This is a genomic window from Paracoccus aminophilus JCM 7686 (assembly GCF_000444995.1).
GTDB lineage: Bacteria > Pseudomonadota > Alphaproteobacteria > Rhodobacterales > Rhodobacteraceae > Paracoccus > Paracoccus aminophilus.
Map to the genome: position 1 here is coordinate 244,128 of NC_022043.1, position 24,940 is coordinate 269,067.

Genomic DNA, 24,940 nt, shown 5'->3' on the forward strand with positions numbered 1-24,940 from the left:
GAAATGAAAGAGCCATCCGACCGGAACGCGCCAGTCGGATGGCCGGTTCAGCCGTGCTTACTGGATGCCCAGTTTTTTGCAGCCGTCGGCATATTCGCCGGTGCACACTTGCGCAGCGGTCTGGATGCCTTTGTCGAAAATCTCGGCCTTGATGTTCTCGGAGGTGATAACCGCCGGGACGAAAAGCTCCGAGGGAGTGTTGTAAAGCGTGGTCTTGGCTTCCGGGGTCTCACCTTTCAGGAATTGAACGGTGATATTGGCCGCCGCCGCTGCCACGATTTCCGAGGGTTTCGAGATCGTGTTGTATTGATCGCCCGAGATGATCAGCTGCAGCGCCGCGATGGTCGCGTCATTGCCGGTGACCGGGGGAACCGGGTTCACGCCCGCCGCCTTGAAGGCTGCGATCGCGCCGCCTGCGGTGCCGTCATTGGCCGCAACCACGCCTTTGATGTCGGCGCCAAAGCGGGTGATCTGGCCAGCCGCCCATTCCTGCGCTTTCGGCGGCGCCCATTCCGGCGTGTCGAACTCGGCCAGCGTCTTGAAGCCCGAGCCTTCGAGGCCCTTGTGGATCCCGTCGCGGATCAGACCAGCCGCCGCGTCGGTGGGCGAGCCGTTGATTTCCAGAACGCCCGAGCCCTCAGCAACGCCCGAAGCTTTCAGATGGGCAACCAGCGAATCGGTGATGGCCTTGCCGATGCCTTCATTGTCAAACGAGACATAGAAATCGGCCGGCGTGTCCGGGATCGGACGGTCATAGGCGATGACCTTGACGCCCTGCGACTGCGCCAGCGTGACCAGACCGCCAGCGGCTGCCGAATCGACCGGATCCAGCACGATGACCTTCGCGCCCTGCGCGATCACCGAGTTGAACTGCTGCTGCTGCAGGTTCACGTCGGCATTGGCGTTTTGATAGATCACCTTGCAGTCTTTGCAGAGCTTTTCCATCTCGGCTTTGAAGCCCGGGAAATCATGCTCTTCGTAACGGGTCGACGCCTGGTCGGGCATCAGGAAGGCCACCGTCGCGGCGTCCTGCGCGAATGCGCCCGCAGCAAAGCCGCCCGCAAGGACCGCAGCACCGGCCAACATTGTCGCTTTGAGTTTCATAGGTCTTTCCTCCACCATTGAAAAAGTCTGGTTCCGTTTCCCGAACCCTATGTGCACGCCGCGCCGACACCGCTCACTTTGGCCCTTGGACCTGCGAAAAACGGCACCGGCACATCGCCCAAAAGCCAGATGGAAGCTCTCCGAATCTCTGGAAACAGAGCATCAGCGCCGGTCGTGACGACCTGGCAAGCTGGGGTCCTGTTTTCCGACATTCGGCTCATCCCTCTCCACCATCGATTGTGCTCTCTTGCGCAATCGATGGTGCAAGTAGAATATGAGACACAAAAATGTCAAGCCAGAGACAGATCGCGAAAGGGAGAGACGCAACGTGACCAATCCGCCTTCGGCCCGCCGGACCACCGTTCATGATCTTGCCGAACTGGCAGGAACCTCGGCGAGCACCGTCAGCGCCGTGCTCAACGGCAGCTGGCAGAAGCGGCGGATCAGCGAGCGTTTGGCCAATCACGTCACCCGCATTGCCGAAGAGCAAGGCTATGCGCTGAACATGCAGGCGCGGGCCTTGCGGCGGGCGCGGTCGGGGATCATCGGGATGATTCTGCCGATGTATGACAACCGCTATTTCAGCTCGATTGCCCAGACCTTCGAGGATATGGCGCGGGCGCGCGGTCTGTTTCCGATCGTCACCTGCACGCAGCGCGATCCGAGGTTGGAGCTCGCGGCGGCGCGCTCTCTGCTGGCCTATCAGGTCGAATATCTGGTCTGCACCGGCGCGACCGATCCCGACCGCATCTCTCGCTTGTGCAGTGCGGCGGGGGTGCCGACGATCAACCTCGACCTGCCGGGCAGCCTTGCACCTTCGGTGATCTCGGACAACTTCACCGGCGCGCGCGAATTGACTCGCGACATTCTTGATCGCGCGTCAGTCGGTGCAGCCCCCTCCCCGGCGCTGTTCATTGGCGGTCGCGGCTCGGACCACAACACACGCGAACGTCTGCGCGGTTTTCTGGCCGCCCATGAAGAGCGCGGCCTGCGGCCCGAGCCCCATCAGATCCTCACCTGCGGCTATGCCGCGACCAAGGCCGCCGAGGCGTTAAGCGGCTTTGTCGCCGCCGGACATCCGCTGCCGCGCGGCCTCTTTGTCAATTCAACGATTTCGCTCGAAGGGGTCATTCGTTGGTTTCGCCAGCCGGATTCGCCCGATCTCGGCGACATCCGCCTAGGTTGTTTCGACTGGGACCCGTTCGCAGAGATGCTGAGCGACGGCATCGTGATGATGCGTCAGGATGTCGAAACCATGCTAACGACGCTGTTTCGCCTGATCGAGACAGGCAAGCCCGAGATCCGCAGGATCGAGGTGCCGCCGATCCCACTGCGCGGACGGCGCGCCTGAGGCAGAACGGCGGGGACGCGCGCGCCCCCGCCTCTTGGATCAATAATCGCGCTCGTAATAGAGGCCAAGCTTGCTATCGCCCTCGGAATCAACCGTGCCGCGCGCGCGCAGGCTGCGCGAAATATCGAGGTTGAGGTTTAGCTCGGTCTTGCCGCTCTGGCCGACCTGCACATCGGTATAAAGCTTTTTCGACAGATATTTTCCTGCGCGAACAGAGACTTGACCCTGATCATCGGTCGAGAGGTCGAGATCGTCGAGCCCGGTTGCATTGCGCAACGCGCCGACGATCCCTTCACCGCCTTTGCCCGCCAGAACCGCGATCGCATTGGCAAGCTGCGCGGCCTGAAGCGCGGAAATACTGTCGAGACCACGACCGAAGAGCAGATGCGAGATCACCTCTTCCTGCGGCATCTCCGGATCGGATTCGAACTTCACCTCAGGGTCGCGCGCCTCGCCGTCGATGATGATGCGGGTGGTCACGCCATCCTGCACCGTCTCGGCAACCAGACGCAGCGCCGGGATCATACTGCCTTGCAGCTCGATCAGGCCCTCGGTCATGTCAAAGCGCTTGCCCAGAAGATCAACCCGTCCGCGAATGAGCTCGAGCTGGCCGACCGGGATCACCTGCGCCGAGGTGCCGGTGACGCGAATCTCACCGCCGAGCTCGGCATCAACGCCGCGCCCGCGCACAAAGACCTGACGCGGCGCCGAAATCACGAGATCAAGCCGCGCGGGCTTGGCCCCTGCCGTCGCCGCCGGTCCATTCATCCCCGCCGCCGCCGCATCCGCACTGGGATAGCCGGCGAGGCCTGCCTTGGCGCGCGTGGCGCGCACCGGCGGGCGATCATAAAGATGTTTGATCGCCGGAATCGAGGTCGCACCGCCAAACCCGGTCGAGGGAATGCGCAGCTCGGTCTCGCCGACATTCAACCGGCCCGAGATCACCATGCCGCCAACCAGCGAGCCGCCCACCGTCAACTGGCCGCGCACCCGGGTCTCGTAGAGGTTGGGATCGCGCAGCACGACATTGTTGAGCCCGATTTCCAGATTGAGCGGCCGGTCTCCGGTCAAAGTCACCGGCCCCTTCGCCGTGATCGTGCCGCCATTTTCGACCGCACCCTGCACATCGACCGCAATCCGACCCGCGTTCAGCTCGGCCGTGGCGTTGAGCGAGCTGACGGCAAGACCGAATTTCGGATCGGACAGCCGTCCGCCGCGCAGCGAAACCCTGCCGCTCAAGGCTTCAAGCGAGGGTTTGCCGTTGATGCGCAGATCAATCGCCAGCGGCCCTTCGACGCTGCGGGTGCGCAGGATCGGATTGACGATGCCAATGTCGCTCGTGCCATTCACCCGCAGATCCATGGTCTGGAAGGTCCGCGCGAGCGTGCCCTCGATCTTGGCGCGGGTGTTGCCGGGCGCGGTCGCATTGAGATTGACCGCGAAATTCTGCGGCGTCTCGGCAATCGTGCCGGTGACCTGCGCCGGCCCCGGAAAGCCCGGCGCGACCAAAGCCACATCCGCGAGCCGCCCGTTGACGTTCAACCGGCTGGTCGAATCGCCGTTCGCCTCGATCTGGAGCTGAGGATTGCGGGCATTCAGGCGCTGGAAGGACAGACGGTTCTGTGCGTCCATGGTCGCGGCAATGTCGAAACTGGTTTGACCGCGCAGCAGGGCATCCGCCTTTTCATTGCCGATCGCCAGCCCATTGGCCGAGCCGGTCGCGGTGATCTGGCGATTGCCGCCCTGATCGAGCACATGGCCATTGGCTTTGACCGCCCCGCGGAAGCCATGACCGAGGAAGCGGAGGTCCTGCGCATTCAGCTCGGCGGTAATATCGGTGACGCCCTTCCCGACCTTGCCATTCGCCGCGACATTCAGGCGCGGGTTGGTGACCGTTGCCGTGTCGATGGTGAAAACGCCATCGCGCTCGGTGCCGTTGAGGTTGAGCTGGGTCGTCCCGGCCAACGCGCCGTCGACCTGCGCCTGCCCGAAGGAGAGGTTCTCGCCCTGACCGCTGACCGTCAGGCGACGCGCGCCCGAACCGTCATCGGCAAAGCTCGCATCCGCCGTCACCGCACCACGCCAGCCGCGCCCGAACGAAGCGAGCGATCTGAGGTTGAGATTGGCGCGCAGATCGGTTTTCGCCGGGCCGTAAACCCCCGAGGCGGTCGCGTCCATCTGCTGGTTGTTGAGCGTGAAGCTCTTGATTGTAAATGTATCTCCCTGCTGTTCGGCAGCAAGGTTGAGCTTGGTCTCGCCGGTCAGCGCGCCATCGACGCTGTCCTGCCCAAGCCGCAGCTCTTGGCCGGTGCCGTCGACGGTGATCAGGCGGATCCCGTCCTTTTCAGACACCGTCGCAACCGCATTCAGCCCGCCCGACAGGCCGCTTTCGAGCACCGCGAGATTGGCCACGGCGAGGTTGAGCTTGGCCTGAATGGCGCCAGTGGCAAAGCTGCCTGCGCCGTCGAGCTTAAGCTGCGGGTTGGCGAGCGTCAGCTCTTCAAGCTCGAAATTGCCGTTCTGCTCGGCTGCCATGACTGACAGGTCGGTCTCGCCGCGCAAAGCGCCGTCGATCTGCTTCACGCCCGTGACCAAATCAACCGCCTTGCCGTTCACCGTCAGCTTGCGCGCCTTGTCAGGCCCGCTCAGCTTGGCCTCGGCGCGGATCGCCCCCGACATGCCCGGATCGGCTGCGGCAAGGCTCGGCATCTCAATCGTCGCCGTCACATCCGAGGCGTTGCTGTTGAGATAGCCCTGCCCCTTGACCGTGAGGTTTTGCGCATTGACCGCAAGGTTGCGCAGCTCGATCCCGGTTTCGTCGCGACGGGCGCTGATTTCAATCGTGGACTGCCCGGCCAGCAGCCGGTCGGCTTGCGGCTGGCTGACCTTGATATCCGTGCCGGTGACATGGACATCGGCGTCAAAGCCGCGCGTCAAAATCTGGTAATAACCCGCGATATGGGCCTCGCCGCGACCGGCGAGCTCACGCCCTGCGAGACCCGAGAGATCGCCCAGATCACGGTAAGCCGCTGTCAGATCGCCCGAAAGGGTAATGCCGCTCGACAGCCCGTCCATGGCGAGGTCGCCCTTGAGGCCATAGCTGCTGCCGTTGACGTTCACGCCCGAAAGCTGCAGCGCATTGCCCGGGCGGAAGTCGAAGTTCAGACCGCCGTTAAGCGTATCGCCGACCGCGCGCGCCAAGGCCGCGTCGGCGGGCTTCAAACCGTCGATGCCGAAGGCGACCCAACCATGGATCGAATTCAGCGCATCATTGGTCAGATCGACCTTGCCGAGCCCGTCGAGACGCAGCTCTTGCAGCTGAAGCTCTTCGCGCGAAATCTGGCCGACCCGCCCCTTGAGCGTCCAGCTTGAATCCCGCGTCGCGTCATAAGAAAGCTGCAAGCGGCCCGATTGCACGGTCGTCGGCTTGTCGGCCCAAGGCAGACGCACCGGCAAGATCGGCGCCTGGGCGTCTTCGCCGAACAGCACCAGCAATTGTGCGGTCTTGGGCGCGCCCTGCTCGTTGGTCGAGACCGAGCCGGTCAGGTTCAGCGCATCGGTCTTGACCGAGATCGTCGGAACCCGCATCTCGCCGGTTTCGCTGATCCAGCCTTCGGCCAGAAGCTGAGAATTCGTGCCGAAGAAATCGCGGTGCTGCGGCGGCACCAATGCAGCGATATCGCCACCCATCTGGATGCGGAAGCCGGTGCCCGCAAGATTGTCCTGATTTTGCGGCTCGATGGCGAGATTGCCGGTAATCCGATCCTGCCCATTGGTCGCCAGCGTCAAATCCGCCTTGAACTGGTTCAGCGGCCCCTCGCCCTTGATCGAGGCTTTGACCGAAGGACGGCCCTCGAGATTGACCAGATTGACGAAAAGCCCGTTGGCATCTTCATCGAGATCAAGCCCGAATTTCAGAATCCGGGTCTCGTTCGAGAAATTCGCATCCAGCGCGAACTGACCGCGCGGCCCGTCCACGCGGTTGATCGTCAGCTTCGCCTCGCCCTCGCCGCCCGAAAGCCGCATCGAACCGTCGATCGACACCGTCGCGGCGACACCGATCACCGGTTCGCCCAGCTCGACCCGGCCGACATTGATATGTTCGATATTCACGCCAACCGGCAGTTCCGGCAGCTTGAACTCACGGGTTTCGGCCTGAGGCGCCGAAGCGTCCCCTTTCGGCAGACGCGGCAGGATGACCCGCTCGGCCGACAGCTCTTGAATCGAGACCCGGCCCGCGAAGAGCGCCGAGCGCGTCCATTGGATCGCGCCGTTTTCCAGCGTGATCCAGGCCCCGTCATCATCGGTGATGGTCATGCGGGTGAAGGTCGCGGTCGAGGACAGCGCGCCCTCAAACCCGTCAATCGTGACCTGCCGCCCCGCACCCGAGAGCTTTTCTTGCAGGAAGCGCGTGATGAAGCCCTTGTCATCCTCTGTCTGGGCCGAGATCTCGGCCGCCGACTGAGCTTGGGCAAACGGGGTGACTACGGCCAGCAGCCAAAAGGCCATGGCGAGGCGGAGCATGAAGCGGGGAAGGATCATCATCTGCATCAGAACGCCTGCCCAAGACCGAGATAGACCTGCACCCCTTTGCCCGTATTGCCGCCCGCGGGACCCGCGACGTCAAAGCGCAACGGTCCGATCGGGGTCTTGTAGCGCACACCCACGCCCGCACCGGCCTGCCAATCATTCGAGCCCGAAAAGCCGCTTTCGGCCCAGATCCGACCCGCATCGACGAAAGCCGCAAGGCCGATCTTTTCGCGCAGCTGATAGCGCATTTCGGTCGAAACAATGGCCATGCTCATGCCGCCGGTCAGGATCGGACCATTGGGACCGGGAATGACCTCGACCCCCAGCGATTCATAGGGTTGCCCCCTGACGGTGCCACCGCCGCCCGAATAGAACAGATAGTCGCGCGGCGTGTCCTCGATATTCGAGCCGACAATGGTGCCTAGGCGCAAACGCCCTGCGAGCGTCAACTTGTCTTGCGGCAGGAAGCTGAAATAGCTGCGCCCCTCGCCCGCGATGCTGGCCCCGGTGCCCGTGCCCTTGAGGCCGAAGAAGGGAATGAGATTGCCCTGAAGCCAATAGCCGCGCTTCGGATCGGTGTCGTTGTCGCGCTTGTCCCAGGTGACCGACATCGGCAACGAGAAGAAGCGGAAATTCGTCTTTTCGCCTTCGTCATTCACACGCTGCGCCGAATATTGCAAAGCGGCATCGGCCTTGAAGCGATCGCTCGGCAGGTAGGTGAAGCCAAAGCCGAAGGTCGCGCCGTCGAGATCGTAATCCTCGTCGCGCAGGCGCTGCAGCTGGAACTGGAGATAGCCCGTCGTATCGGCGTTCAGCGTCGCCGGACGGTCGAGACGGACGCCGAGCGAATAATCCCGCCCCGAGGTCTTCGCGCCGATATCGGCGACCTGCGCATCGAAACGCAGCCGCTCACCGCCGCCGAAGAGGTTGCGATGCATCCAATAGCCCGACAGCATGACGCCCTCGTAGCTGGAAATCTCGAAGCCGCCGCCAATCCGGCGCGGCTTTTGCTCGATGACCAGCAGATCGACATCCTGAGTATTGCCCGGCCCGACGCCGTCCGCCTCGGTCAAGGTGATCGCCGAGAAAACCCCGCTGCGGCGCAGGCGTTTGCGCATGTCGTCGATCTTGGCCGGATCGAAGCGCTCGCCTTCGGGAAAGCCCGCGATCTTGCGCAGACGGCGCGGGTCCATGCGCTCATAGCCCCGAATGGTCAGTTTGCCGAAGGTCAGTTCCGGGCCGGGGGTCAGCACGACCCGGCTGTCAACGCGATGGTCCTCGTGATTGGCAGTGATCTGGGTTTCGGCGACATCTGCCTTGGCGTGACCGGCATTGCGCCAGCCCTCGACGCCCTTGGTCGCGGCCTGTTTGATGATGCCGGTGCCCGCGACCTTGCCAACCGCATAACCCTTGGGAATTTCGCTGCCCGGCGCGACCGGCGCGATCTGAGCGCGGCTGAACTTGAAGCGGTTGCCGGTCACCACGGTGACATCGACGCGTTTGACAACCGGCGGCGCGTCCAGCGTCGCGACCTGTGCCGCCTCAACCCCGTCGAGCGTGATCCGGATCACCGCATCATAATAGCCCGCATCATAAAGCACGCCGAGCAGACGCGCATAATCAGCGCGCGCCGCCGCCAGAAGATCCTGACCGGTGACCCGACCCTCTTCTTGCGCGCTTTCCAACAGAGAGGCCTGCTTCAGCGCCGAATCCATCGAATCGGCATCGCCGCCAGTGATCTTGAAGTTCAGATCGACCGGAGAGCTCTCATTGCCCTTCTTGCCACCGAAGAGGCCGGAAAAGGGTGAAGATGCCGGAGACATCGAGGAGGATGAGGACGAAGATTGCGCATGGGCCACGCTTGCCAAGGTTCCCAAGCCAAGCGCTGCCGCCGCTCCGATGCCGATTACCCGCTTCATCCCTGCCCGTCCTTTTGCGCGTTTTGCAACAAACTTGCCAAATTCCGGCCCAGAGTCCAACCCGTGAAGTCCTTCGCCAGCGTTTTTCAACCGACTGCGGCAAGACAGCCATAGAGCGCGGCCAGATCGTCGCGGATCATCAGCACCGGAACCCGCTCGGGGATCTGGCGCATCAGCGGGTCCGAGAGGAAGGCCGGGCCGAAGACATCCATGCGGTCGGCGCAGCTGCGCGCCACTGAGCCCGCCAGATACATGCCCTCGATCGGCATGAAGCGCATGGCAAGCTCGCGACAGAGAATCCCGAAGATTTCCGTATAAAGCAAATGGGTGCGCAACGCCTCGGGGTCACCGGCGGTCGCAGCGGTCACGACATCCTCGGCGCGCATCCCGGTCTCGCCGGTGCGCGCCTCGTGCAGACGCGCCAGACCACGGCCCGCAAAAAGCTCTTCGGTCGAGGTGAAGGGCGCGGCGCGCTCGCCCAATTCGATCAGCAGGCGGGTCGCGATATTGACCGGCAGCCGGGTGTGGCCCTCTTCCGCCTCAAGGCAGACGATGCCGCCCGAAGGCAACACCTTGACCGCGCAAACGTTAAAGCCGGTCCCGGCATTGACAACCAAAGCCTGACCATTGCGCGGACGCGTCTCGGGCGCGGCGCGCAAAACCGTGACGCCGTCTTCTCCGAGCGAGGGCGTCGCATAGCCAAGCGCGGTCAGGTCATTGATCAGCCGCGCGACGGGAGCGCCGGTGAGTTCGCGCAGCCGCGCCTCGGTGAAATCCCAATCGCGATTGGTCAGCCGCGCCACCCCGCCAGAGACCGGGCCCGCCACATCGACGCAGACCGCCTCAAGCGCCGGATGCCCCTGTTGGTCCAGATAGGCGCGGATGACATCGTCAAAGCTCGGATAATCATCGCCGCGAAAGCGCGTGACCGAGGCCGGATCGACCCGCCCGTCCCGTGCCAGCGCCAGCCGTGCATTGGTTCCGCCTACATCCGCCAGCAAGATCGCCATATCGTCCCCGGTCCTCAGAAAGTTAAGCCCAAGCGACGTTTACGCGATTGCGCCCCCTGAGGCGAGAGGCAGCGCAGAAAACCCGCGCATCGCCCTGACGCGAGCCGATTTGCCCGCCGCTCAACCCTGATAAGGCGCTTGGCGAGCTTTCGCCTAGGGCTCGGCCACTCGCTGGCATATCGAACATATTGGGCGAAAATGCCGCGAGCCAACCAGCGGAGAGACAGATATGCCGATGAACTATCAGCCCGGTGTCGGATATTACTGGTCCGGACCCGGCCGACCGGCGCGAACCGACGCCTTCAGCGCCCGTCTCGTCGAAGGGTTCCTTCTTTCCCAATACGCCAATCACACCTCATTGGCGACCTTCATCCGAGAGCATCGTTTCGCGCTCGAACAGGGCACGCTCAATCAACTGCATCGCCGCCACATCATCTCCTGGGAAACGATCAAGAGCTTTGCCCTTGCCTGCGCGCGTCTCAATCCCGATCCGTCCTCGCGCGAGGTCTATGGCCTGATCTCGCAAGTCTTCTCGCATTTCGGCGTCGAGCCCCTCGCCCGCAACGCCCAGACGAAAGCCCATGGCGCAGAACGCGCCAGCGCATGGACCGCTGTCGCCAACGAGATGTGCTGGACCGATTCCAATGTCTTCATCGGCCCGTCGGCCAACAATCATGGCACAGAGATCGACCTCGCCATCGGTGCACGAACAGAAGAGATCGCGTTTTTTCTCGCTGGTACGGCTTGGCGTTCGGCAATTCCGATCGAGTATCAGATGCGCACCTTCGCCTCGGCGGTTTAAGCCCCGTCGCTGAGGGCGTTACACGGCTTTTACACCGCGCCAGCACAGGCCGCGCAAGGAGAAGTGACGCGCCGTCGCGAGGAACTTTCCCCGCATTTTCTAGGTTTTCCTTCAAACGACGAATGCAGGAAAGACCGATGCGCAAACACAGCCTCGGCCGGACTGCGGTCGCCGCGGCATTTGCCACCGCGATCGCCCTGACCGGCATGCCAACCTTCGCAGCCATCACCTCGAAGGCCGAAAATGAAGCCAATCCGCGCGGTTGGTCCGCGATTGCCGGGCTCGACACCCGTCAGGTGATGGAAATCGCACGCACTCTGCCGCTGTCGCGCGATGCCAAGGTCGATCAGCCCTATTGCGACCACGCCCCCGCCTTGGCGCGAACGCTCAAGCAGGAATTCGACGAAAAGCTGGTCGCGCAGGGCACAGATGGCACCACGCTCTGGGGCTCGAACGTGATGGGGACCTGGACGCTGGTCTTGAACCGGTCTGACCGGACAAGCTGCGTCGTCGCCTCGGGGATAGGCTATAGCGAACATTCCAGTCCCGAGCTTTACTATCATCAGGCCGGGCTCAAGAGCTGATCCCGGCCTCCGCCCGGAGCGCAGATTCGCTCAGTCCCCGCCCGTTCATTGTAACTTTACCGATGCAGTGCTAAGCCCGCGCCTGACATTTTCATGCGGGAACCGGCCATGACCGACTATATCATCCGTGACATTTCGCTTGCCGATTTCGGTCGCAAGGAACTTGATATTGCAGAAACCGAAATGCCGGGCCTGATGGCTCTGCGCGCCGAATATGGCGAGAGCAAACCGCTGAAAGGCGCGCGCATCGCGGGCAGCCTGCACATGACGATCCAGACCGCCGCGCTGATCGAAACGCTGACGGCGCTTGGTGCGGATGTGCGTTGGGCTTCGTGCAACATCTATTCGACCCAGGACCATGCGGCGGCGGCCATCGCGGCCTCGGGCGTGCCGGTTTACGCCATCAAGGGCGAGACGCTCGAGGAATACTGGTCCTATACCGACCAGATTTTCCAATTCCCCGCAGGCACCGCGAATATGATCCTCGACGATGGCGGCGATGCGACGCTCTACATCCTGCTCGGCGCGCGGGTCGAGGCCGGCGAGACCGATCTGATCGCGGTTCCGACCAGCGAAGAGGAAGAGGCGCTTTTTGCTCAGATCAAGAAGCGTCTGGCCGCAAGCCCCGGCTGGTTCACCGAGCAGCGCGCTGCGATCAAAGGCGTGTCCGAAGAAACCACGACCGGCGTTCACCGCCTCTATGATCTGCACAAACAGGGCCGCCTGCCCTTCCCGGCGATCAACGTGAACGACTCGGTCACCAAGTCGAAATTCGACAACAAATATGGCTGCAAGGAATCGCTCGTGGACGGCATCCGCCGCGCCACCGATGTGATGATGGCGGGCAAGGTCGCGGTGGTTTGCGGCTATGGCGATGTCGGCAAGGGCTGCGCGGCTTCGCTGCAAGGCGCGGGCGCGCGTGTGAAAGTGACCGAGGTCGATCCGATCTGCGCGCTGCAAGCCGCAATGGACGGGTTCGAGGTCGTGGTGCTGGAAGATGTCGCGGCTTCGGCCGATATCTTCGTCACCACCACCGGCAACAAGGACGTCATCCGGCTCGAGCATATGCGCGAGATGAAGGACATGGCGATTGTCGGCAACATCGGCCATTTCGACAATGAAATTCAGGTCGCGGCGCTGCGCAACCACAAATGGACCAACGTCAAGGATCAGGTCGACATGATCTCGATGCCCTCGGGCAACCGGATCATCCTGCTGTCGCAGGGCCGTCTGCTGAACCTCGGCAATGCCACCGGCCATCCGTCTTTCGTGATGTCGGCGAGCTTCACCAACCAGGTGCTGGCGCAGATCGAGCTCTTCGTGAAGGGCGATGAATACGCACCGGGCGTCTATATCCTGCCCAAACATCTCGATGAAAAGGTCGCGCGTCTGCATCTCGACAAGATCGGCGTGAAGCTGACGACCCTGTCGAAAGAGCAGGCGGATTACATCGGGGTCACCCCCGAAGGCCCGTTCAAGGCGGAACACTACCGCTATTGATCCGCGAATTTCGCGCAACCGCTCGGCGGACGCCACTATAATGTTGATAATCCGAGGATGCTGGCCCATCCTCGGATTAGCTTCACTTTCAGATGGCTGATGATATGAGCAAACGTGACGAACTGATTGCCAAATACGCCTCGGACCTCAAAGACAAGCTGGGCGTGACCCCCGACATGGACCTGCTCACCAAAGTGGTGATCGGGTGCGGACCTTCGATCTATAACGCGGACAGCGAAACCGTGGCTGCGTCAGACAGCTCGGAAGTCGAACGCGTGAAGGAAAACTACCTTCAGAAAAAGCTCGGCCTGCCCGATGGGCCCCAGCTGATGGCCGCCATTCAGGATGTGCTCACGAAATATGGTTCGTCGAACCGGCACAAATATCGCGCGGTGATCTACTATCAGCTCTGCGTTCATTTCAAGAAACAGGCGGCTTACGCCTGATTCGCGCGTCATGCAGTTTAGAGCGGTCCGTCAGGGCCGCTCTAGCTGATCATCTGCTTGATCCCCGCGACATGAGCAGCCTTGGCCGTGAGTACATCGGCCGTCAACGCTTTGGCTTCCGCCATCAGATCCTCGGGCGCGACCAGCCGGTCGACCAGCCCCCAGACAAGTGCCTCTTGCGCCGAGATCTTCTGACCGGCCATCAACACCATTTTCGTACGTCCCGGCCCGACCAGCGCAGCCAACCGGCCCGGATCGCTTGGCTGCGGCAGATAGCCGAGCCGCATCACCGGATAAAAGAACCGCGCCTCGGGCACGGCGAGACGAATATCGCAAGCAAGCGCCATGCCAAAGGCGCCACCTGCCAGCGTTCCATTCAAGGCGGCGATCGTCAGGCAAGGGAGTGCGGCAACGCGCGACGAGAGCCGCTCCCATTCCGGCGAGAGCGCGAGCCCGGCCTTGGCCTCTTCAAGATCAGCGCCCGCCGAAAAGACTTTGCCCTCGCCCGTCAGGATCAATGCGCGCAGATCGGGCCGTGCCGCCGCTTCGTCGAAAACGTCACACAACTGGCGGAGCATATCCTCTGTCAGAGAGTTCGCCTTATGCGTGCGCGCAAGGGTCACAATGCCCAAACCCTCTGTAAATTCCCGTAAAATCACCAATTCGCTCCTTGGAAGCCCGGTTTTGATATGGCAGAACCCGGCCAATCGTTATGTCGCGCCGATCCTGAAAGGTAATCTGATGTCCCTTCGACTGACAAGCTCCGCGCTGGCGCTGATGGCTTTCGCCATGCCCGCATTCGCCGATGTAACCCCCGAGGAGGTCTGGCAGACCTGGGTGGATTACTACAAATCGACCGGTTACACCGTTACCGAAGGCGGTCACGATCTGGCAGGGGAAACCCTGACCCTCAAGGACGTGAAATTCGCCAATGAGTCGGATGGCGACAAGGTCGAATTCACGGTTCCCCAGATCACGCTGCAATCGACCGGCGATGGCAAGGTGCGGACCACCTATGCCGAGAGCTTCCCGGTCTCGATCTCGGGCAAAAATGCCGATGACGAAGCATTCTCGACCGATCTGACGGTCTCGCTGCCGGGCAACTCGACCGTGACCTCGGGCGCGAAGGGCGATCTCGTGAACGAGATGTCGCTGCCCGAGCTGACCGTCACCGTCGACAAGCTGCAGTCGGGTGACAAGACGCAGGATCTGAACGTTAAGTTCACCGCGACCAATTCGACCGGCACGGCCCACACGGTTGCCGGCGCGGAAGGCAAATACGACTATAAAATGAAGTCGGAAAAAGCCACCATCGCGATCAGCGGTGAGCCGGACGGTCCGGGCAAGGGCGATCTCAACCTGAACTTTGCCATGGACGCTCTGGACATGGACTTCACCGGTTTGGGCATGGATGCCATCGCCGGTGCGCAGGCCGATCTTGGTGCGGCGCTGGAAAAGGGTCTGTCGCTGGCCGGGACCTTCAAATCCGGCAAGACAGCTTTCGACTTTAACGTCGACAAGCCTGCTGACGCCGAAACCCAGACCGAAGCCGAAACCGTCAAGGGCACCGGCACGATCGACGCCTTCGACCTGACCTTCAAAATGTCGAAGGACGGCCTTGTCTATCAGGGCAATGGCGACAAGACCGCAGCTCAGCTCACCGCGAATTCGCTGCCCTTCCCGGTCACCTACGGCATCAACTCGTCGAGCTTCGACTTCCAGATGCCGGTCGCGAAATCGGATGCCGATCAGCCGTTCAAATTCGCCTATTCGCTCAATGGGTTGACCCTTGGCGACGAGATCTGGAATCTCTTCGATCCGACCAAGCAACTCTCGCGCGATCCGGCGAATCTCGACATCGACATCACCGGCAAGGGCAAGGTCGTCGCCAATCTCTTCGACGAAAAAGCTTTGACCGGCGAAACCGACGCAGATGGCGATGAAACCGCAGCGGCCCAGCCCTTCGAGCCGAGCGAAGTCACCATCAACCAACTTGCGCTCAGCGCGGTTGGCGCCAAGGTTTCGGCTACCGGCACGCTGAAACCGGCGGGCGACGGCGGCATCGAGACTCCGGTCGGTTCGCTGAATGCACGCTATGAAGGCGTCAACGGCCTGATCGACAATCTCGGCAAGATGGGCCTGATCCCCGACGATCAAATGGCTGGCGTCCGCATGATGCTGGCGATGTTTGCGCGTCCCGCCGATGGCAATGACGTTCTGACCACCGATCTCGAGTTCAAGGAAGACGGCTCGGTCTTTGCGAATGGCCAGCAAGTAAAGTAAGACTGTTCTCAGTCGACACGGGGGCCGGGCTTGTCCCGGCCCTTTGCATATGAGGATGCCATGGCTGAAACGGGAATTCTGCAGGAGCTGACCGGCAAATTGCTGGACGCAGCGCGGCGCGCGGGGGCTGATCAGGCCGATGCGGTCGCCGTTCGCGGACAGGCGGTTTCGGTCGATGTGCGCCAAGGACGGCTAGAGCAGGCCGAGCGCGCGGATGGGGTCGAAATCGGCCTTCGCGTGCTGATCGGCGGCAGGCAGGCCTGTGTTTCGGCTTCGGATCATTCGGACCGCGTCATTTCGGAGATCGCCAGCCGCGCCGTCGCCATGGCGCGGGAAGCGCCGGTGGATGACACTCTGGGCCTTGCCGAGCCCGGCGATCTGGCCACACGCATCGATAGCGCGGATCTTGAGCTCGTCAGCGAAGCCCCTGCGCCCTCGCCCGAAGAGCTGCGCGATATCGCTTTGCGCGCCGAGGCCGCAGCCGTGGCGGTCGAGGGGATTTCCCAGATCGAAAGCGCGAGCGCCGGTCATTCCCGCCGCGAGATGTGGCTTCAGGCCAGCAATGGGTTTTCGGCGGGCTATGCGCGCAGCGGTCAGTCGATCTCGACCGTCGCCATTGCGGGCGAAGGCCTAGGTATGGAGCGTGACTGGGCCGGGGAATCGCGGGTCTTCGGCGCGGATCTGCCCTCCCCCGAAGAGATCGGCGCATTGGCCGCCCGGCGCACGGTCGAGCGTCTGGGCGCGCGCAAGCCGCCGACCGGGACCTTCCCGATCTTTTACGATCAGCGCGTCTCGTCTTCGCTGATCGGCCATCTTCTGGGCGCCACCAATGGCGCGGCGATTGCGCGCGGCGCGAGCTGGCTGCGCAATGATCTGGGCGAGCAGGTGCTGCCCGATAGCTTCACCCTGCGCGAAGAGCCACATCTGAAGCGCATGTCCTCATCGCGCTATTTCGATGGCGAGGGTCTTGCTACCTCGGCGCGCACGCTGGTCGACGCCGGGTCGCTGACGGGATGGACGCTGGATCTTGCTTCGGCGCGCAAGCTCGGGATGCGCTCGACCGCCAATGCGATGCGCGGCGCCTCGGCTCCGCCTTCGCCCGGCGTGACGAATATTGCGCTGAATGCAGGCGAGGCCACGCCGGAAGAGCTGATCCGTCAGATGGGTCGCGGCCTGATCGTGACCTCGATGCTCGGCGCCTCGATCAATGCCACCACCGGCGATTACTCGCGCGGCGCGGCTGGGTTCTGGGTCGAAAACGGCGAGATCGCCTTTGCCGTCAACGAATGCACCATTGCCGGAAACCTGCGCGAGATGCTGATGCGGCTCACCGCGGCGAATGACCTGCCCGAGTGGCGTCAGATGACGGTGCCGGGGCTGCTGGTCGAAGGGATGACCGTTGCCGGAGCGTGATCTCGCCCTTCTCGCACAGGCCGCCGCAGAGGCTGGAGACATCGCGCTGCGCTATTGGCGGCAGGACCCAAGGGCTTGGGACAAGGGCGGCGATCAGGGTCCGGTCAGCGAGGCCGACCTGGCGGTGAACCAGCATCTCGAGCAGTTGCTGCGCGGGGCACGGCCCGACTATGGCTGGCTGTCCGAGGAAAGCGCGGATGATCCCTCGCGGCTCGACGCGCGGCGCTGCTTCATCATCGACCCGATCGACGGCACCCGTGCCTTTCTCGACGGTCAAGAGGGGTTTTCCCATTCGCTCGCCATTGCCGAGGGCGAAGAGATCATCGCCGCCGTGGTCTTTCTGCCAGCCCGCAACACGACCTATCTCGCCACGGCGGGTGGGCCCGCGCTGAAGAACGGCGCGCCGATTGCCCCTCATGACACCGAGATTGAAGGGGCGACGGCGCTGACGAACAAGACTGCCTTTGTCCCCGCTTTCTGGCGCGGCGGCGTCGCTCCGCCGATGAAGCGCGAGTTTCGGCCCTCGCTCGCCTGGCGGCTTTGTCTGGCCGCCGAGGGGCGGTTCGACGCCGCTTTGTCGATGCGCGCGGCCTGGGAATGGGACATTGCGGCGGGCAGTCTGATCGCGGCCCAAGCGGGCGCCGCCGTCACCGACCGCCATGGCGCGGCGATGCGCTTCAATTCGCCGAAGGCTCAGGTGGACGGTCTGGTGGTTGCAGCGCCCCGCCTTCACGCCGAGATCATGGCGCGGCTGGAACCCTGAGCCGCGTCTCGTCTCTTTCCCTTTTCAGACATTTGGCCTATGCCCGGCTCTGGGTCCGAAATCCTGAGTGGAACCGTTCACATGTCTCGCCTGCCTCATCAAGCGCTGGACCGTCTGGCCGATGCGATCACCTTTCACCCCTCGACCGAGGAGGGCCGCGCGCTGCGCCATGCGCTCGGGCGCTTTGCGACCGGGGTAACGGTGGTGACGACGGCGGCAAGCCACGGCCCGGAAGGTCTGACCGCCAACAGCTTTTCCAGCGTCTCGCTGGATCCGCCGCTGGTGATGTGGTGCCCGGCACTGGCCTCGCGCCGTCATGATCTGTTCGCCGGGGCCAAACATTGGTCGATCCATGTGCTTGGCGCCGAGCAGCTGCATATCTCGCAGCGCTTTACCCGCAATGGCCCGGGGTTCGACGCACTGCCCCATGAGATCACCCCGGAAGGGATCCCCGCGATTTCTGGCACAGCGGCGCGGTTTGACTGCGAGACCTTCGCCGCCCATCCTGCGGGCGATCATACGGTTGTCATCGGGCGCGTTCTGCGCGTCACCATCGGCGGGCCGGGCGATTTCCCTCTGGTCTTCGCCGCCGGTCAGTTCGGGACGTTCAACCCGCTCTGACGCCTGTGCTCTGATGCGGCCCTTTCGGGCCTACATCCCGTCAAAACCCGGAAGCGGGGCCGAGAAGATCGTGTCGAGCTTCGGCGCGCTCGTCTTGATCGAACGCCCCGGCCCGCTCAAGGTCGCGATCTGGCGGGCGAGCTGGGCAATCGCCTGAGATTGGGCCCGCGCGATCTCGCCGGGCTTGTCTGAGGTCAGCGGCACCGAAATGTCGAAGCTGCGCGCCTGATTGGCACCGCCGGCATTGTTGTCCGAGACGAAATACCGCCCGGTCAGACGATAGACGCCATTGGGCATTGCCAAAGCCTTCTCGACACGCACCTCGAGCTTGCGACGCGGCGGCTCGGCCAAAGGCCAAGGCTCGGCAATCACCGTCGCCCCCGAAATATCCGAAATCGTCCGCGCCAAGGTCAGCGTGAAGGCCCGCTGCGGCTTGTCGGCCCAGAGGTTTTTCGTATCCATGCGCACTGCGCCATCCGCCGTCTGCCAGGCGACCTCATCGCCCGAGGCGTAATCGGGCAGTGACACGTCGCGCAATTCGGCGGTGCCGATGCGGTCAGGCACGCGCACGCCCTGATCGGGTGGGTCGATCAGAAAGCGACCGGTTTTCAACGGATTCGAGCAGGCTCCGAGCGCGGCAAGGCAGGCAAGGGCGTAGAAGGTGTGACGCATCATTGTCTATCGTCCCAGAATAAAGGCGCGGGGATTGCGTTCGATCATATTCGCAAGACTGCTGACCGCCGTAGCGGCTCGGCGGAATTCCCGCATCATATTGACCGTTTCGTTGTTGAAGTCCGAGCGCGGGCCATAGGCCGCGATCACCTGATCGGCGCGGGCGGCAAGCTGGTTGATCCGTGCGGTCAGCTCGGGGAATTGCTTGACCGATTCCGCGATCTGATCAGAGGTGACCTTCGCCGATTTCAAAAGCTCGTTCAGGCTGCCGGTGGCATTGCCATCCCGCAGGTCGTTGAGCAGACCCGAGGCCGATTTCAGCACATCCGACAGGTTTTTCGGCAGCTGCGCCGCGTCATCGGTGCCCAGCATCGCGCGCAGATCGCCAAGGATACCCTTAACCTCATTGCTGGTGCCTTCGAAGTCGAATTCATAGACGGAATCCGCCGCGGCGTTGATCTTGTCGACCATATCCGGGACATCGGCCGCCGCATCCTTAACGGCAGAGGCCGCCGCCGTCGCCTCATCGACAAAGCCGCGCATCTGTCCGATGGCGCCCCCCTGACGCAGCTCGGCCGTGGCCTGACGCAGTTCGGCGGCCGCGCCTTGAATTTCGTCGACTGCCGACTTCAGCGACGCGGGCAAGGCGCGGGTGTCTTCGGAGCTGGTCACGGCGGTGATCGAATTCATCATGTCGCTGGCCGATTTCAGCACCTCTTCGATCGGCAGATTGCCGACCCGCGCGAGGAAGCCCTGCGCCGTATCGCTGAAATCCGAGATCTTGCCCGGCACCGAGGGCAGGATCGGATAGGGCTGAGCCGTCGTGTCGATCTCGGCGGGGGCAGCATCGGGAACATCGGCGAGTTCGACGACCAAAGAGGTGCCGAAAAAGCCAGCGCTCGCGAGACGCGCGCGCATCCCATGCTCAACCCGCTTTTGCAGGAAATCGAGCGTCTGCTCGGGCGTCGTGCCCTCGGGAAGACCAAGCCGCGAGGGCGTGAGCGCAATCGCCACCTGCTGGTGAATGGAGCCCGCCCCGCCCTGCGCATCGGGATCAACCCGGACCGAGAGATCGGTCACCCGACCAACGGTCAGCCCCTGGAATTTGACATCCGCCCCTTTCGCGAGCCCCTTGATCGTCCCATCAATCAGCACCGTCAGGCGGACGAGATCCTCATCGTCGATAAAGAGCGAGGATTTCGCCGCCGCCTCGTCATGCTGAAGCTCGAACCGATAGCCCTGCGGCACTGGTTTGCCGCCACTGGTGAGCGTCGCAAACTCGACGCCGCCTTGCAAAAGCGAGGCAAGCGAGGCCACGTTCAGCGCAACCCCCTGTGGCCCGAGCGAGAACGAGAAGCCTGAAATGTCCCAAAAAACCGTTGCCGTGGTCAGGCGCTTGTCGTGCGGCGAGGCAATAAAAACATCCGCCAGCACGGTTTCGTCATCTTCGCCAAGACGCAGGTTCTGCATGGTCCCGACCTGCACGCCGCGATAGGTCACGGGCGCGCCCTCTGCCAGACCTTTGGAATTGTCCGAGGACAGAATAATCCACGTTCCCTTCTCGCCAACACGGGTCAAAGGCATCCGGTCGAGACCGACGAAGGTCCGTTGCGGCTCTTCAATACGGTCATCCCAATAGCCTTCGATGAAGGCCCCGGTCAGCACCGTGTCGAGACGCTGGATGCCCTGCGTCGACACCTGCGGCCGCACGATCCAGAACTCGGCATTGGAATCGATATATTTCGAGACATCCTTATCGACGCGGATATTCACGACCACGCGTTGAAGATTGGGCGTGAAGCGCACGCTCTCGACCTTGCCAACGGTGATTTCGCGGAATTTCAGCGCGGTTTCACCGGGGGTGATGCCGGTCGCGTCAGAGAACTCGACGCTGATCAGCGTGCCCCGCCCTGCGAAGGCGTTCCAAGCAAGGCCGAGCGTCACGATCAGCGCAATCACTGGCACAAGCCAGATCAGCGAGGTGCGTGCCGGGGTCGCGCTTCGGGCGGGTTTGCGGATCGGGCTGGCGGGTTTGAGATCAGGCGTGGAATCGCTCATGTCGGTTCAGTCACTGTCCTTACGATTTCGCAGCGGCAAGCCTCGCCAGATCAGTCTGGGGTCAAAGCTTTGGGCAGAAAGCATGGTAAAGGCAACTGACAAAGCAAAGCAGACAGCTGCCGAACCGGGGTTGATCGAGGCGACGAAACCAAGCTGCACCAGTGCGGACAGGATGGCGACCACGAAGACGTCGATCATCGACCAGCGTCCGATGAAATCGACGAACTCCAGGATGCGCAACCGTTTATGGGCCGCATGAACCGTCGCGGGGCGTCCCGCGACCCGGGCAAGCCAGGCGATGCCGATGAATTTGCTGATCGGCACAACGATCGAGGCGACGAAGACGATGCTCGCGACGCCCCAGTTGCCATAGCGGATCAGCTCGATCACGCCCTGCACAATCGTGGCATTGGTATTGCCCTGAAATCCCGCGAGGGTCTGGGTTTTCATGATCGGAAAGAGATTGGCGGGGATGTAGAAGATAATCCCGGCGGCCATCCAGGCCCAAACCGCCTGAAGGCAACGCCGATCTGGCGGGACAAGCCCGCTGCCACAGCGCGAGCAGATCTCTTGTCCCTGCGGCCAGACCCGACCACAGCTGCGACAGCCGATCAGCCCGGCACGGTGGGCAGTCAAAACGGGCGCATCGTCGTGCGGCGCTGGCTCGGACGGGACATCGCGGCCAGAAATGCTGGGTTCGGGCACATCAAGCGTCATGTCCGGCCCTCAACCATTTCGCGTCCATCGGTCGCCATTCCGGCATCCTCAATCGCATCCCAGATTGTCGCGGTGCTGGTGAACGCATCGCTCGCAACATTCACCACGATCACGCCACAAAACGCCCAAAAAGCTGGTCCAAGGCTCACATTGGCAAGCCCCGCCACCTTAACCAGCGCCACGGCGGTGCCGATGACGAAAATCTCGGCCATGGACCACGGGCGCAGCTCTTCGGAAAGCCGAAAGGCGGGGACGACGCGGCGATAGGGTGGTCGGCCGCGCGACAGCGGCCAAAGCGTATAGACCAACAGGATGGCGCGCAGCGCCGGCAGGCCGATGATGAAAGCCAGCATCACCACCGTCAGTGGCGCCAGCCATCCCTGCGAATAGGCCAGCGCAACCCCAATCAGCGAGGTCGCATTGCCGATCCCCATCCGCGAGATCTCGAGAAAGGGAAAGCACATTGCCGCGGTGATCAGAATGAGCGAGGTCAGCGCGAGCGCGATGATTCGCGAAAAGGCCCCGGATCTGGGCCGCGCGAGCACGGTGTTGCAGCGGATGCAGCGCGCAGTTTCCCCAGAGGCGAGCTCTTTTTCAAGATGTAGGGCGTCGCACCGTGGGCATGCAATCAGCCCCCTGCCCGTCCTGATATCATATGAGCCCTCGGTCACCATGACGAAGGTTAATCATACCTTTCGAACCGCGCCAAGGCCGATGAATCCTCTGCTCTAACCCCGTCGCGGAAAGGGGCAGACCTGCCACATGGAAATTTGCGAGACACCGCGTCAGACCGTCTTTCACCCGCAAAGAGCGCTCGATTGCGAGGCTTGAGACCCAAGCCACCGCCACTCTATCTCCACGAAATACAACGCATTTGATGCGTTAACTGGACCTGAATGACGGCCTGTTAGACCCTCAACTCAAATCGTATCACAAGGGGTCGGCAGATGGCCGCAGACCGGGGCAACTCGCCCATCATCATCAAACGCATCACCGTCTCCGGTGAGGGTGGCCATCACGGCGGCGCCTGGAAAGTCGCCTATGCCGATTTCGTCACCGCCATGATGGCCTTCTTTCTGCTGATGTGGCTGCTCAATGCCACGACAGAGAAGCAGCGGAAGGGTCTAGCGGATTACTTCAATCCAACCATCGTGCAGACCAGTAACGGTGGCTCGACCGCAACCGACGGTGGCAAGGATCGCAAATCCGAAGAAAGCGCCGGCCAAGGCGAAGGTGCCGCCCGCGATCCGCGTGAGGCACAGGCCAAGCAGGCCGATGAAACCGGGTTTGAATCGATTGCCCGCCAACTTCAGGACGAGCTTGACGGCAGCGGCGCAGAATCGATGCAGCTGAAAAACCTTTTGCGCCATGTCGTCACGCGCATGACTGACGAAGGTCTGGTGATCGAACTGACGGATCTGACCGAAGAGCCTTTGTTCGAAGGCGATACCGCCCAGGCCACCAGCGTGATGCGTGAGCTTGCGGCTATTCTCTCACGCGTCCTCGGCCGCACGCGCAACAATATCGCGATTGCCGGGCATGTGCGCTCCTACCCCGAAATGCTCATCCATTCCCCCGTCTGGGCGCTCTCGGACGCCCGGGCCCATGCGCTTCGCAATCTCATGAATGAAAGCGGTCTGGAAGATCGCAGGGTCCAGCGGGTCACGGGCTTCGCGGACCGGCGCAATCGGTCCACGAACCCGATGGACCCAAGCAACAATCGAATTGAAGTGATCTTACTCAGATAGGCGAAAATTCCGGCCGGTCATTAGGTCGATCTTAACCGTACTGCTCCACAGTACTTTCTGAAGCACACGAAAGGTAAAACGACGATGTCGATTTCTTCCGCCCTGAACGCCGGCGTCGCGGGTCTCGCCGCCAATGCAACCAGATTGGCCAGCATTTCCGACAATATCGCGAACTCGAGCACTTACGGCTACAAGCGGGTCAATACACAATTCGAAAGCATGGTGATCAATCAGGCGCGTGGTGCAGGCGTCTATTCGGCCGGCGGGGTGCGCGCCATGACCAGCCGTCTGATCGATGAACGCGGTGCGCTGGTCTCCTCTGGAAACGCGCTCGATATCGCGATCTCTGGCCGCGGGATGTTGCCGGTGATTCAATCCTCCAGCCTCGCCTCGCTCGGGAATGGCGACCGGCCTCTGATGATGACGACCACCGGCTCTTTCCGCACCGATGCGGAAGGCGTCCTGAAAACGGAATCGGGACTGGTGCTGATGGGCTGGCCTGCGAATGCCGACGGTTCGATCCCGGTGATGCCGCGCGACACCGCAGCCGGTCTCCAACCCGTCGTTATCAATGCCAACCAAACCTCGGCCGACCCGACAAAGACGATGAACCTCGGCGTCAACCTCCCCGCCGTCGACACCCTTGCTGGTGCTTCCGGCGCCCCATGGCCCCTGAAAGTCGAATATTTCGGCAACCTCGGAACCTCCGAGTCGCTCAACTTCACCTTCACTCCCCAGGTCAGCCCGACGAGCGGGATGTCGAACACCTGGACGATGGAAATCCGCGATTCGGCAATGGATCCAACAAGCAACGTTATTGGCGTCTACGAACTTGTCTTCGACGACACCCAGACCAACGGCGGCACCCTTGCCTCGGTTACAATGCTGAGTGGCGGCGCCTATGACCCAGCAACTGGCACGCTGGCATTGAACGTTCGCGGTGGGCCGATGACTCTGGCAATCGGTCGCCTTGGAGATCCGAATGGTCTGACCCAGCTCAGCGACGACTTCGCTCCGACCAACATTACCAAAGACGGCTCCCCAGTCGGCAACCTCACGGCCGTTGAGATTGACGAAAACGGATATATCCGCGCCACCTATGATACCGGCTTCATTCGGACCATCTACCAAGTCCCACTGGTCGATGTTCCCAACCCCAACGGCTTGATTGCACTGAACAACCAAACCTACAAGGTCTCCCCGAGCTCAGGCTCATTCTTCCTGTGGGACGCCGGTGATGGCCCCACTGGGGCAGTCGTCGGCTATGCGCGCGAAGGCTCGACGACCGACGTTGCTGCAGAGCTGACCAACCTGATCCAAACCCAGCGCGCTTATTCATCGAACGCCAAAGTCATTCAGACGGTCGATGAAATGCTTCAGGAAACCACAAACATTAAGCGCTAACCTTCTGCGGCGCGT

General features: G+C 62.4%; 20 protein-coding genes. 11 read left to right on the plus strand and 9 right to left on the minus strand.

Annotation, left to right across the window (positions count from 1 at the left end):
• Positions 1 to 57 precede the first annotated feature (57 nt).
• Positions 58 to 1,104 carry an ABC transporter substrate-binding protein gene (locus tag JCM7686_RS21190; RefSeq protein ID WP_020953062.1) on the minus strand — a complete coding sequence of 349 codons (1,047 nt, stop codon included), beginning with the start codon at positions 1,102 to 1,104 and terminating at the stop codon, positions 58 to 60.
• Positions 1,105 to 1,432: 328 nt separating this feature from the next.
• Between JCM7686_RS21190 and JCM7686_RS21195 the strand changes: the two genes are divergently transcribed.
• Positions 1,433 to 2,455: a LacI family DNA-binding transcriptional regulator gene (locus tag JCM7686_RS21195; RefSeq protein WP_020953063.1), complete on the plus strand. Its 1,023-nt coding sequence runs from the start codon at positions 1,433 to 1,435 to the stop codon at positions 2,453 to 2,455.
• Positions 2,456 to 2,494: 39 nt separating this feature from the next.
• Here JCM7686_RS21195 and JCM7686_RS21200 read toward each other — a convergent pair whose 3' ends face one another.
• From JCM7686_RS21200 to JCM7686_RS21210, 3 genes are all read right to left on the minus strand, one after another.
• Positions 2,495 to 7,006: a translocation/assembly module TamB domain-containing protein gene (locus JCM7686_RS21200; protein WP_020953064.1), complete on the minus strand. Its 4,512-nt coding sequence runs from the start codon at positions 7,004 to 7,006 to the stop codon at positions 2,495 to 2,497.
• A complete protein-coding gene (locus JCM7686_RS21205; RefSeq protein WP_020953065.1) occupies positions 7,006 to 8,904 on the minus strand; it encodes an autotransporter assembly complex protein TamA in 1,899 nt (632 codons plus the stop codon). Before JCM7686_RS21205 ends, JCM7686_RS21200 begins: the two co-directional genes overlap by 1 nt.
• An 86-nt stretch (positions 8,905 to 8,990) precedes the next feature.
• Complete coding sequence (locus JCM7686_RS21210) at positions 8,991 to 9,914, minus strand: glucokinase (protein WP_020953066.1); 924 nt, start codon at positions 9,912 to 9,914, stop codon at positions 8,991 to 8,993.
• Positions 9,915 to 10,149: 235 nt separating this feature from the next.
• Between JCM7686_RS21210 and JCM7686_RS21215 the strand changes: the two genes are divergently transcribed.
• The 4 genes from JCM7686_RS21215 (at position 10,150) to JCM7686_RS21230 (ending at position 13,246) form a co-directional block, all read left to right on the plus strand.
• Complete coding sequence (locus tag JCM7686_RS21215; protein WP_148292712.1) at positions 10,150 to 10,716, plus strand: hypothetical protein; 567 nt, start codon at positions 10,150 to 10,152, stop codon at positions 10,714 to 10,716.
• 137 nt (positions 10,717 to 10,853) lie between these two features.
• A complete protein-coding gene (locus JCM7686_RS21220; RefSeq protein WP_020953068.1) occupies positions 10,854 to 11,300 on the plus strand; it encodes a hypothetical protein in 447 nt (148 codons plus the stop codon).
• Positions 11,301 to 11,408: 108 nt separating this feature from the next.
• The gene (ahcY, locus tag JCM7686_RS21225) at positions 11,409 to 12,800 is read left to right on the plus strand and encodes an adenosylhomocysteinase (RefSeq protein WP_020953069.1); all 1,392 of its coding nucleotides are present in this window, start codon (positions 11,409 to 11,411) and stop codon (positions 12,798 to 12,800) included.
• Positions 12,801 to 12,904: 104 nt separating this feature from the next.
• Complete coding sequence (locus JCM7686_RS21230; RefSeq protein WP_041528352.1) at positions 12,905 to 13,246, plus strand: DUF2853 family protein; 342 nt, start codon at positions 12,905 to 12,907, stop codon at positions 13,244 to 13,246.
• Between the two features lie 41 nt (positions 13,247 to 13,287).
• Here the strand turns inward: JCM7686_RS21230 and JCM7686_RS21235 are convergent, their stop codons facing one another.
• A complete protein-coding gene (locus JCM7686_RS21235; RefSeq protein ID WP_020953071.1) occupies positions 13,288 to 13,905 on the minus strand; it encodes an enoyl-CoA hydratase/isomerase family protein in 618 nt (205 codons plus the stop codon).
• Positions 13,906 to 13,987: 82 nt separating this feature from the next.
• Between JCM7686_RS21235 and JCM7686_RS21240 the strand changes: the two genes are divergently transcribed.
• From JCM7686_RS21240 to JCM7686_RS21255, 4 genes are all read left to right on the plus strand, one after another.
• Positions 13,988 to 15,529 carry a DUF2125 domain-containing protein gene (locus JCM7686_RS21240; protein ID WP_020953072.1) on the plus strand — a complete coding sequence of 514 codons (1,542 nt, stop codon included), beginning with the start codon at positions 13,988 to 13,990 and terminating at the stop codon, positions 15,527 to 15,529.
• Positions 15,530 to 15,589: 60 nt separating this feature from the next.
• Entirely contained in the window at positions 15,590 to 16,942 is a 1,353-nt protein-coding gene (locus JCM7686_RS21245) for a TldD/PmbA family protein (protein ID WP_020953073.1), read from the plus strand.
• Positions 16,929 to 17,705 carry an inositol monophosphatase family protein gene (locus JCM7686_RS21250; protein ID WP_020953074.1) on the plus strand — a complete coding sequence of 259 codons (777 nt, stop codon included), beginning with the start codon at positions 16,929 to 16,931 and terminating at the stop codon, positions 17,703 to 17,705. The genes JCM7686_RS21245 and JCM7686_RS21250 overlap by 14 nt, the downstream gene beginning before the upstream one ends.
• Before the next feature lie 81 nt (positions 17,706 to 17,786).
• On the plus strand, positions 17,787 to 18,326 hold the full coding sequence (locus JCM7686_RS21255) for a flavin reductase family protein (RefSeq protein WP_020953075.1): 540 nt from the start codon (positions 17,787 to 17,789) through the stop codon (positions 18,324 to 18,326).
• Between the two features lie 30 nt (positions 18,327 to 18,356).
• On the opposite strand, the gene JCM7686_RS21260 is transcribed toward JCM7686_RS21255, so the two are convergent.
• Genes JCM7686_RS21260 through JCM7686_RS21275 form a run of 4 tightly spaced genes read right to left on the minus strand, consistent with a single transcriptional unit; the run spans position 18,357 to position 22,318 of the window.
• The gene (locus JCM7686_RS21260) at positions 18,357 to 19,001 is read right to left on the minus strand and encodes a PqiC family protein (protein ID WP_020953076.1); all 645 of its coding nucleotides are present in this window, start codon (positions 18,999 to 19,001) and stop codon (positions 18,357 to 18,359) included.
• A 3-nt stretch (positions 19,002 to 19,004) separates the two neighbouring features.
• Positions 19,005 to 21,056, minus strand: coding sequence for a PqiB family protein (locus tag JCM7686_RS21265; RefSeq protein ID WP_020953077.1), 2,052 nt, complete (start codon positions 21,054 to 21,056; stop codon positions 19,005 to 19,007).
• Between the two features lie 6 nt (positions 21,057 to 21,062).
• A complete protein-coding gene (locus JCM7686_RS21270) occupies positions 21,063 to 21,773 on the minus strand; it encodes a paraquat-inducible protein A (RefSeq protein WP_020953078.1) in 711 nt (236 codons plus the stop codon).
• The gene (locus JCM7686_RS21275) at positions 21,770 to 22,318 is read right to left on the minus strand and encodes a paraquat-inducible protein A (RefSeq protein WP_328286688.1); all 549 of its coding nucleotides are present in this window, start codon (positions 22,316 to 22,318) and stop codon (positions 21,770 to 21,772) included. The genes JCM7686_RS21270 and JCM7686_RS21275 overlap by 4 nt, the downstream gene beginning before the upstream one ends.
• Before the next feature lie 402 nt (positions 22,319 to 22,720).
• Between JCM7686_RS21275 and JCM7686_RS21280 the strand changes: the two genes are divergently transcribed.
• Positions 22,721 to 23,521, plus strand: a complete 801-nt coding sequence (locus JCM7686_RS21280; protein ID WP_020953080.1) for a flagellar motor protein MotB — start codon at positions 22,721 to 22,723, stop codon at positions 23,519 to 23,521.
• An 84-nt stretch (positions 23,522 to 23,605) separates the two neighbouring features.
• On the plus strand, positions 23,606 to 24,925 hold the full coding sequence (locus JCM7686_RS21285; protein ID WP_020953081.1) for a flagellar hook protein FlgE: 1,320 nt from the start codon (positions 23,606 to 23,608) through the stop codon (positions 24,923 to 24,925).
• Positions 24,926 to 24,940: the final 15 nt, after the last annotated feature.

Coding starts and splice junctions, on each gene's coding strand:
- JCM7686_RS21205 (WP_020953065.1), bottom strand. CDS start 8,904: ATGAAGCGGGTAATCGGCATCGGAGCGGCGGCAGCGCTTGGCTTGGGA.
- ahcY (WP_020953069.1), top strand. CDS start 11,409: ATGACCGACTATATCATCCGTGACATTTCGCTTGCCGATTTCGGTCGC.
- JCM7686_RS21245 (WP_020953073.1), top strand. CDS start 15,590: ATGGCTGAAACGGGAATTCTGCAGGAGCTGACCGGCAAATTGCTGGAC.
- JCM7686_RS21210 (WP_020953066.1), bottom strand. CDS start 9,914: ATGGCGATCTTGCTGGCGGATGTAGGCGGAACCAATGCACGGCTGGCG.
- JCM7686_RS21230 (WP_041528352.1), top strand. CDS start 12,905: ATGAGCAAACGTGACGAACTGATTGCCAAATACGCCTCGGACCTCAAA.
- JCM7686_RS21285 (WP_020953081.1), top strand. CDS start 23,606: ATGTCGATTTCTTCCGCCCTGAACGCCGGCGTCGCGGGTCTCGCCGCC.
- JCM7686_RS21270 (WP_020953078.1), bottom strand. CDS start 21,773: ATGACGCTTGATGTGCCCGAACCCAGCATTTCTGGCCGCGATGTCCCG.
- JCM7686_RS21220 (WP_020953068.1), top strand. CDS start 10,854: ATGCGCAAACACAGCCTCGGCCGGACTGCGGTCGCCGCGGCATTTGCC.
- JCM7686_RS21240 (WP_020953072.1), top strand. CDS start 13,988: ATGTCCCTTCGACTGACAAGCTCCGCGCTGGCGCTGATGGCTTTCGCC.
- JCM7686_RS21215 (WP_148292712.1), top strand. CDS start 10,150: ATGAACTATCAGCCCGGTGTCGGATATTACTGGTCCGGACCCGGCCGA.
- JCM7686_RS21200 (WP_020953064.1), bottom strand. CDS start 7,006: ATGCAGATGATGATCCTTCCCCGCTTCATGCTCCGCCTCGCCATGGCC.
- JCM7686_RS21265 (WP_020953077.1), bottom strand. CDS start 21,056: ATGAGCGATTCCACGCCTGATCTCAAACCCGCCAGCCCGATCCGCAAA.
- JCM7686_RS21255 (WP_020953075.1), top strand. CDS start 17,787: ATGTCTCGCCTGCCTCATCAAGCGCTGGACCGTCTGGCCGATGCGATC.
- JCM7686_RS21190 (WP_020953062.1), bottom strand. CDS start 1,104: ATGAAACTCAAAGCGACAATGTTGGCCGGTGCTGCGGTCCTTGCGGGC.
- JCM7686_RS21260 (WP_020953076.1), bottom strand. CDS start 19,001: ATGATGCGTCACACCTTCTACGCCCTTGCCTGCCTTGCCGCGCTCGGA.
- JCM7686_RS21280 (WP_020953080.1), top strand. CDS start 22,721: ATGGCCGCAGACCGGGGCAACTCGCCCATCATCATCAAACGCATCACC.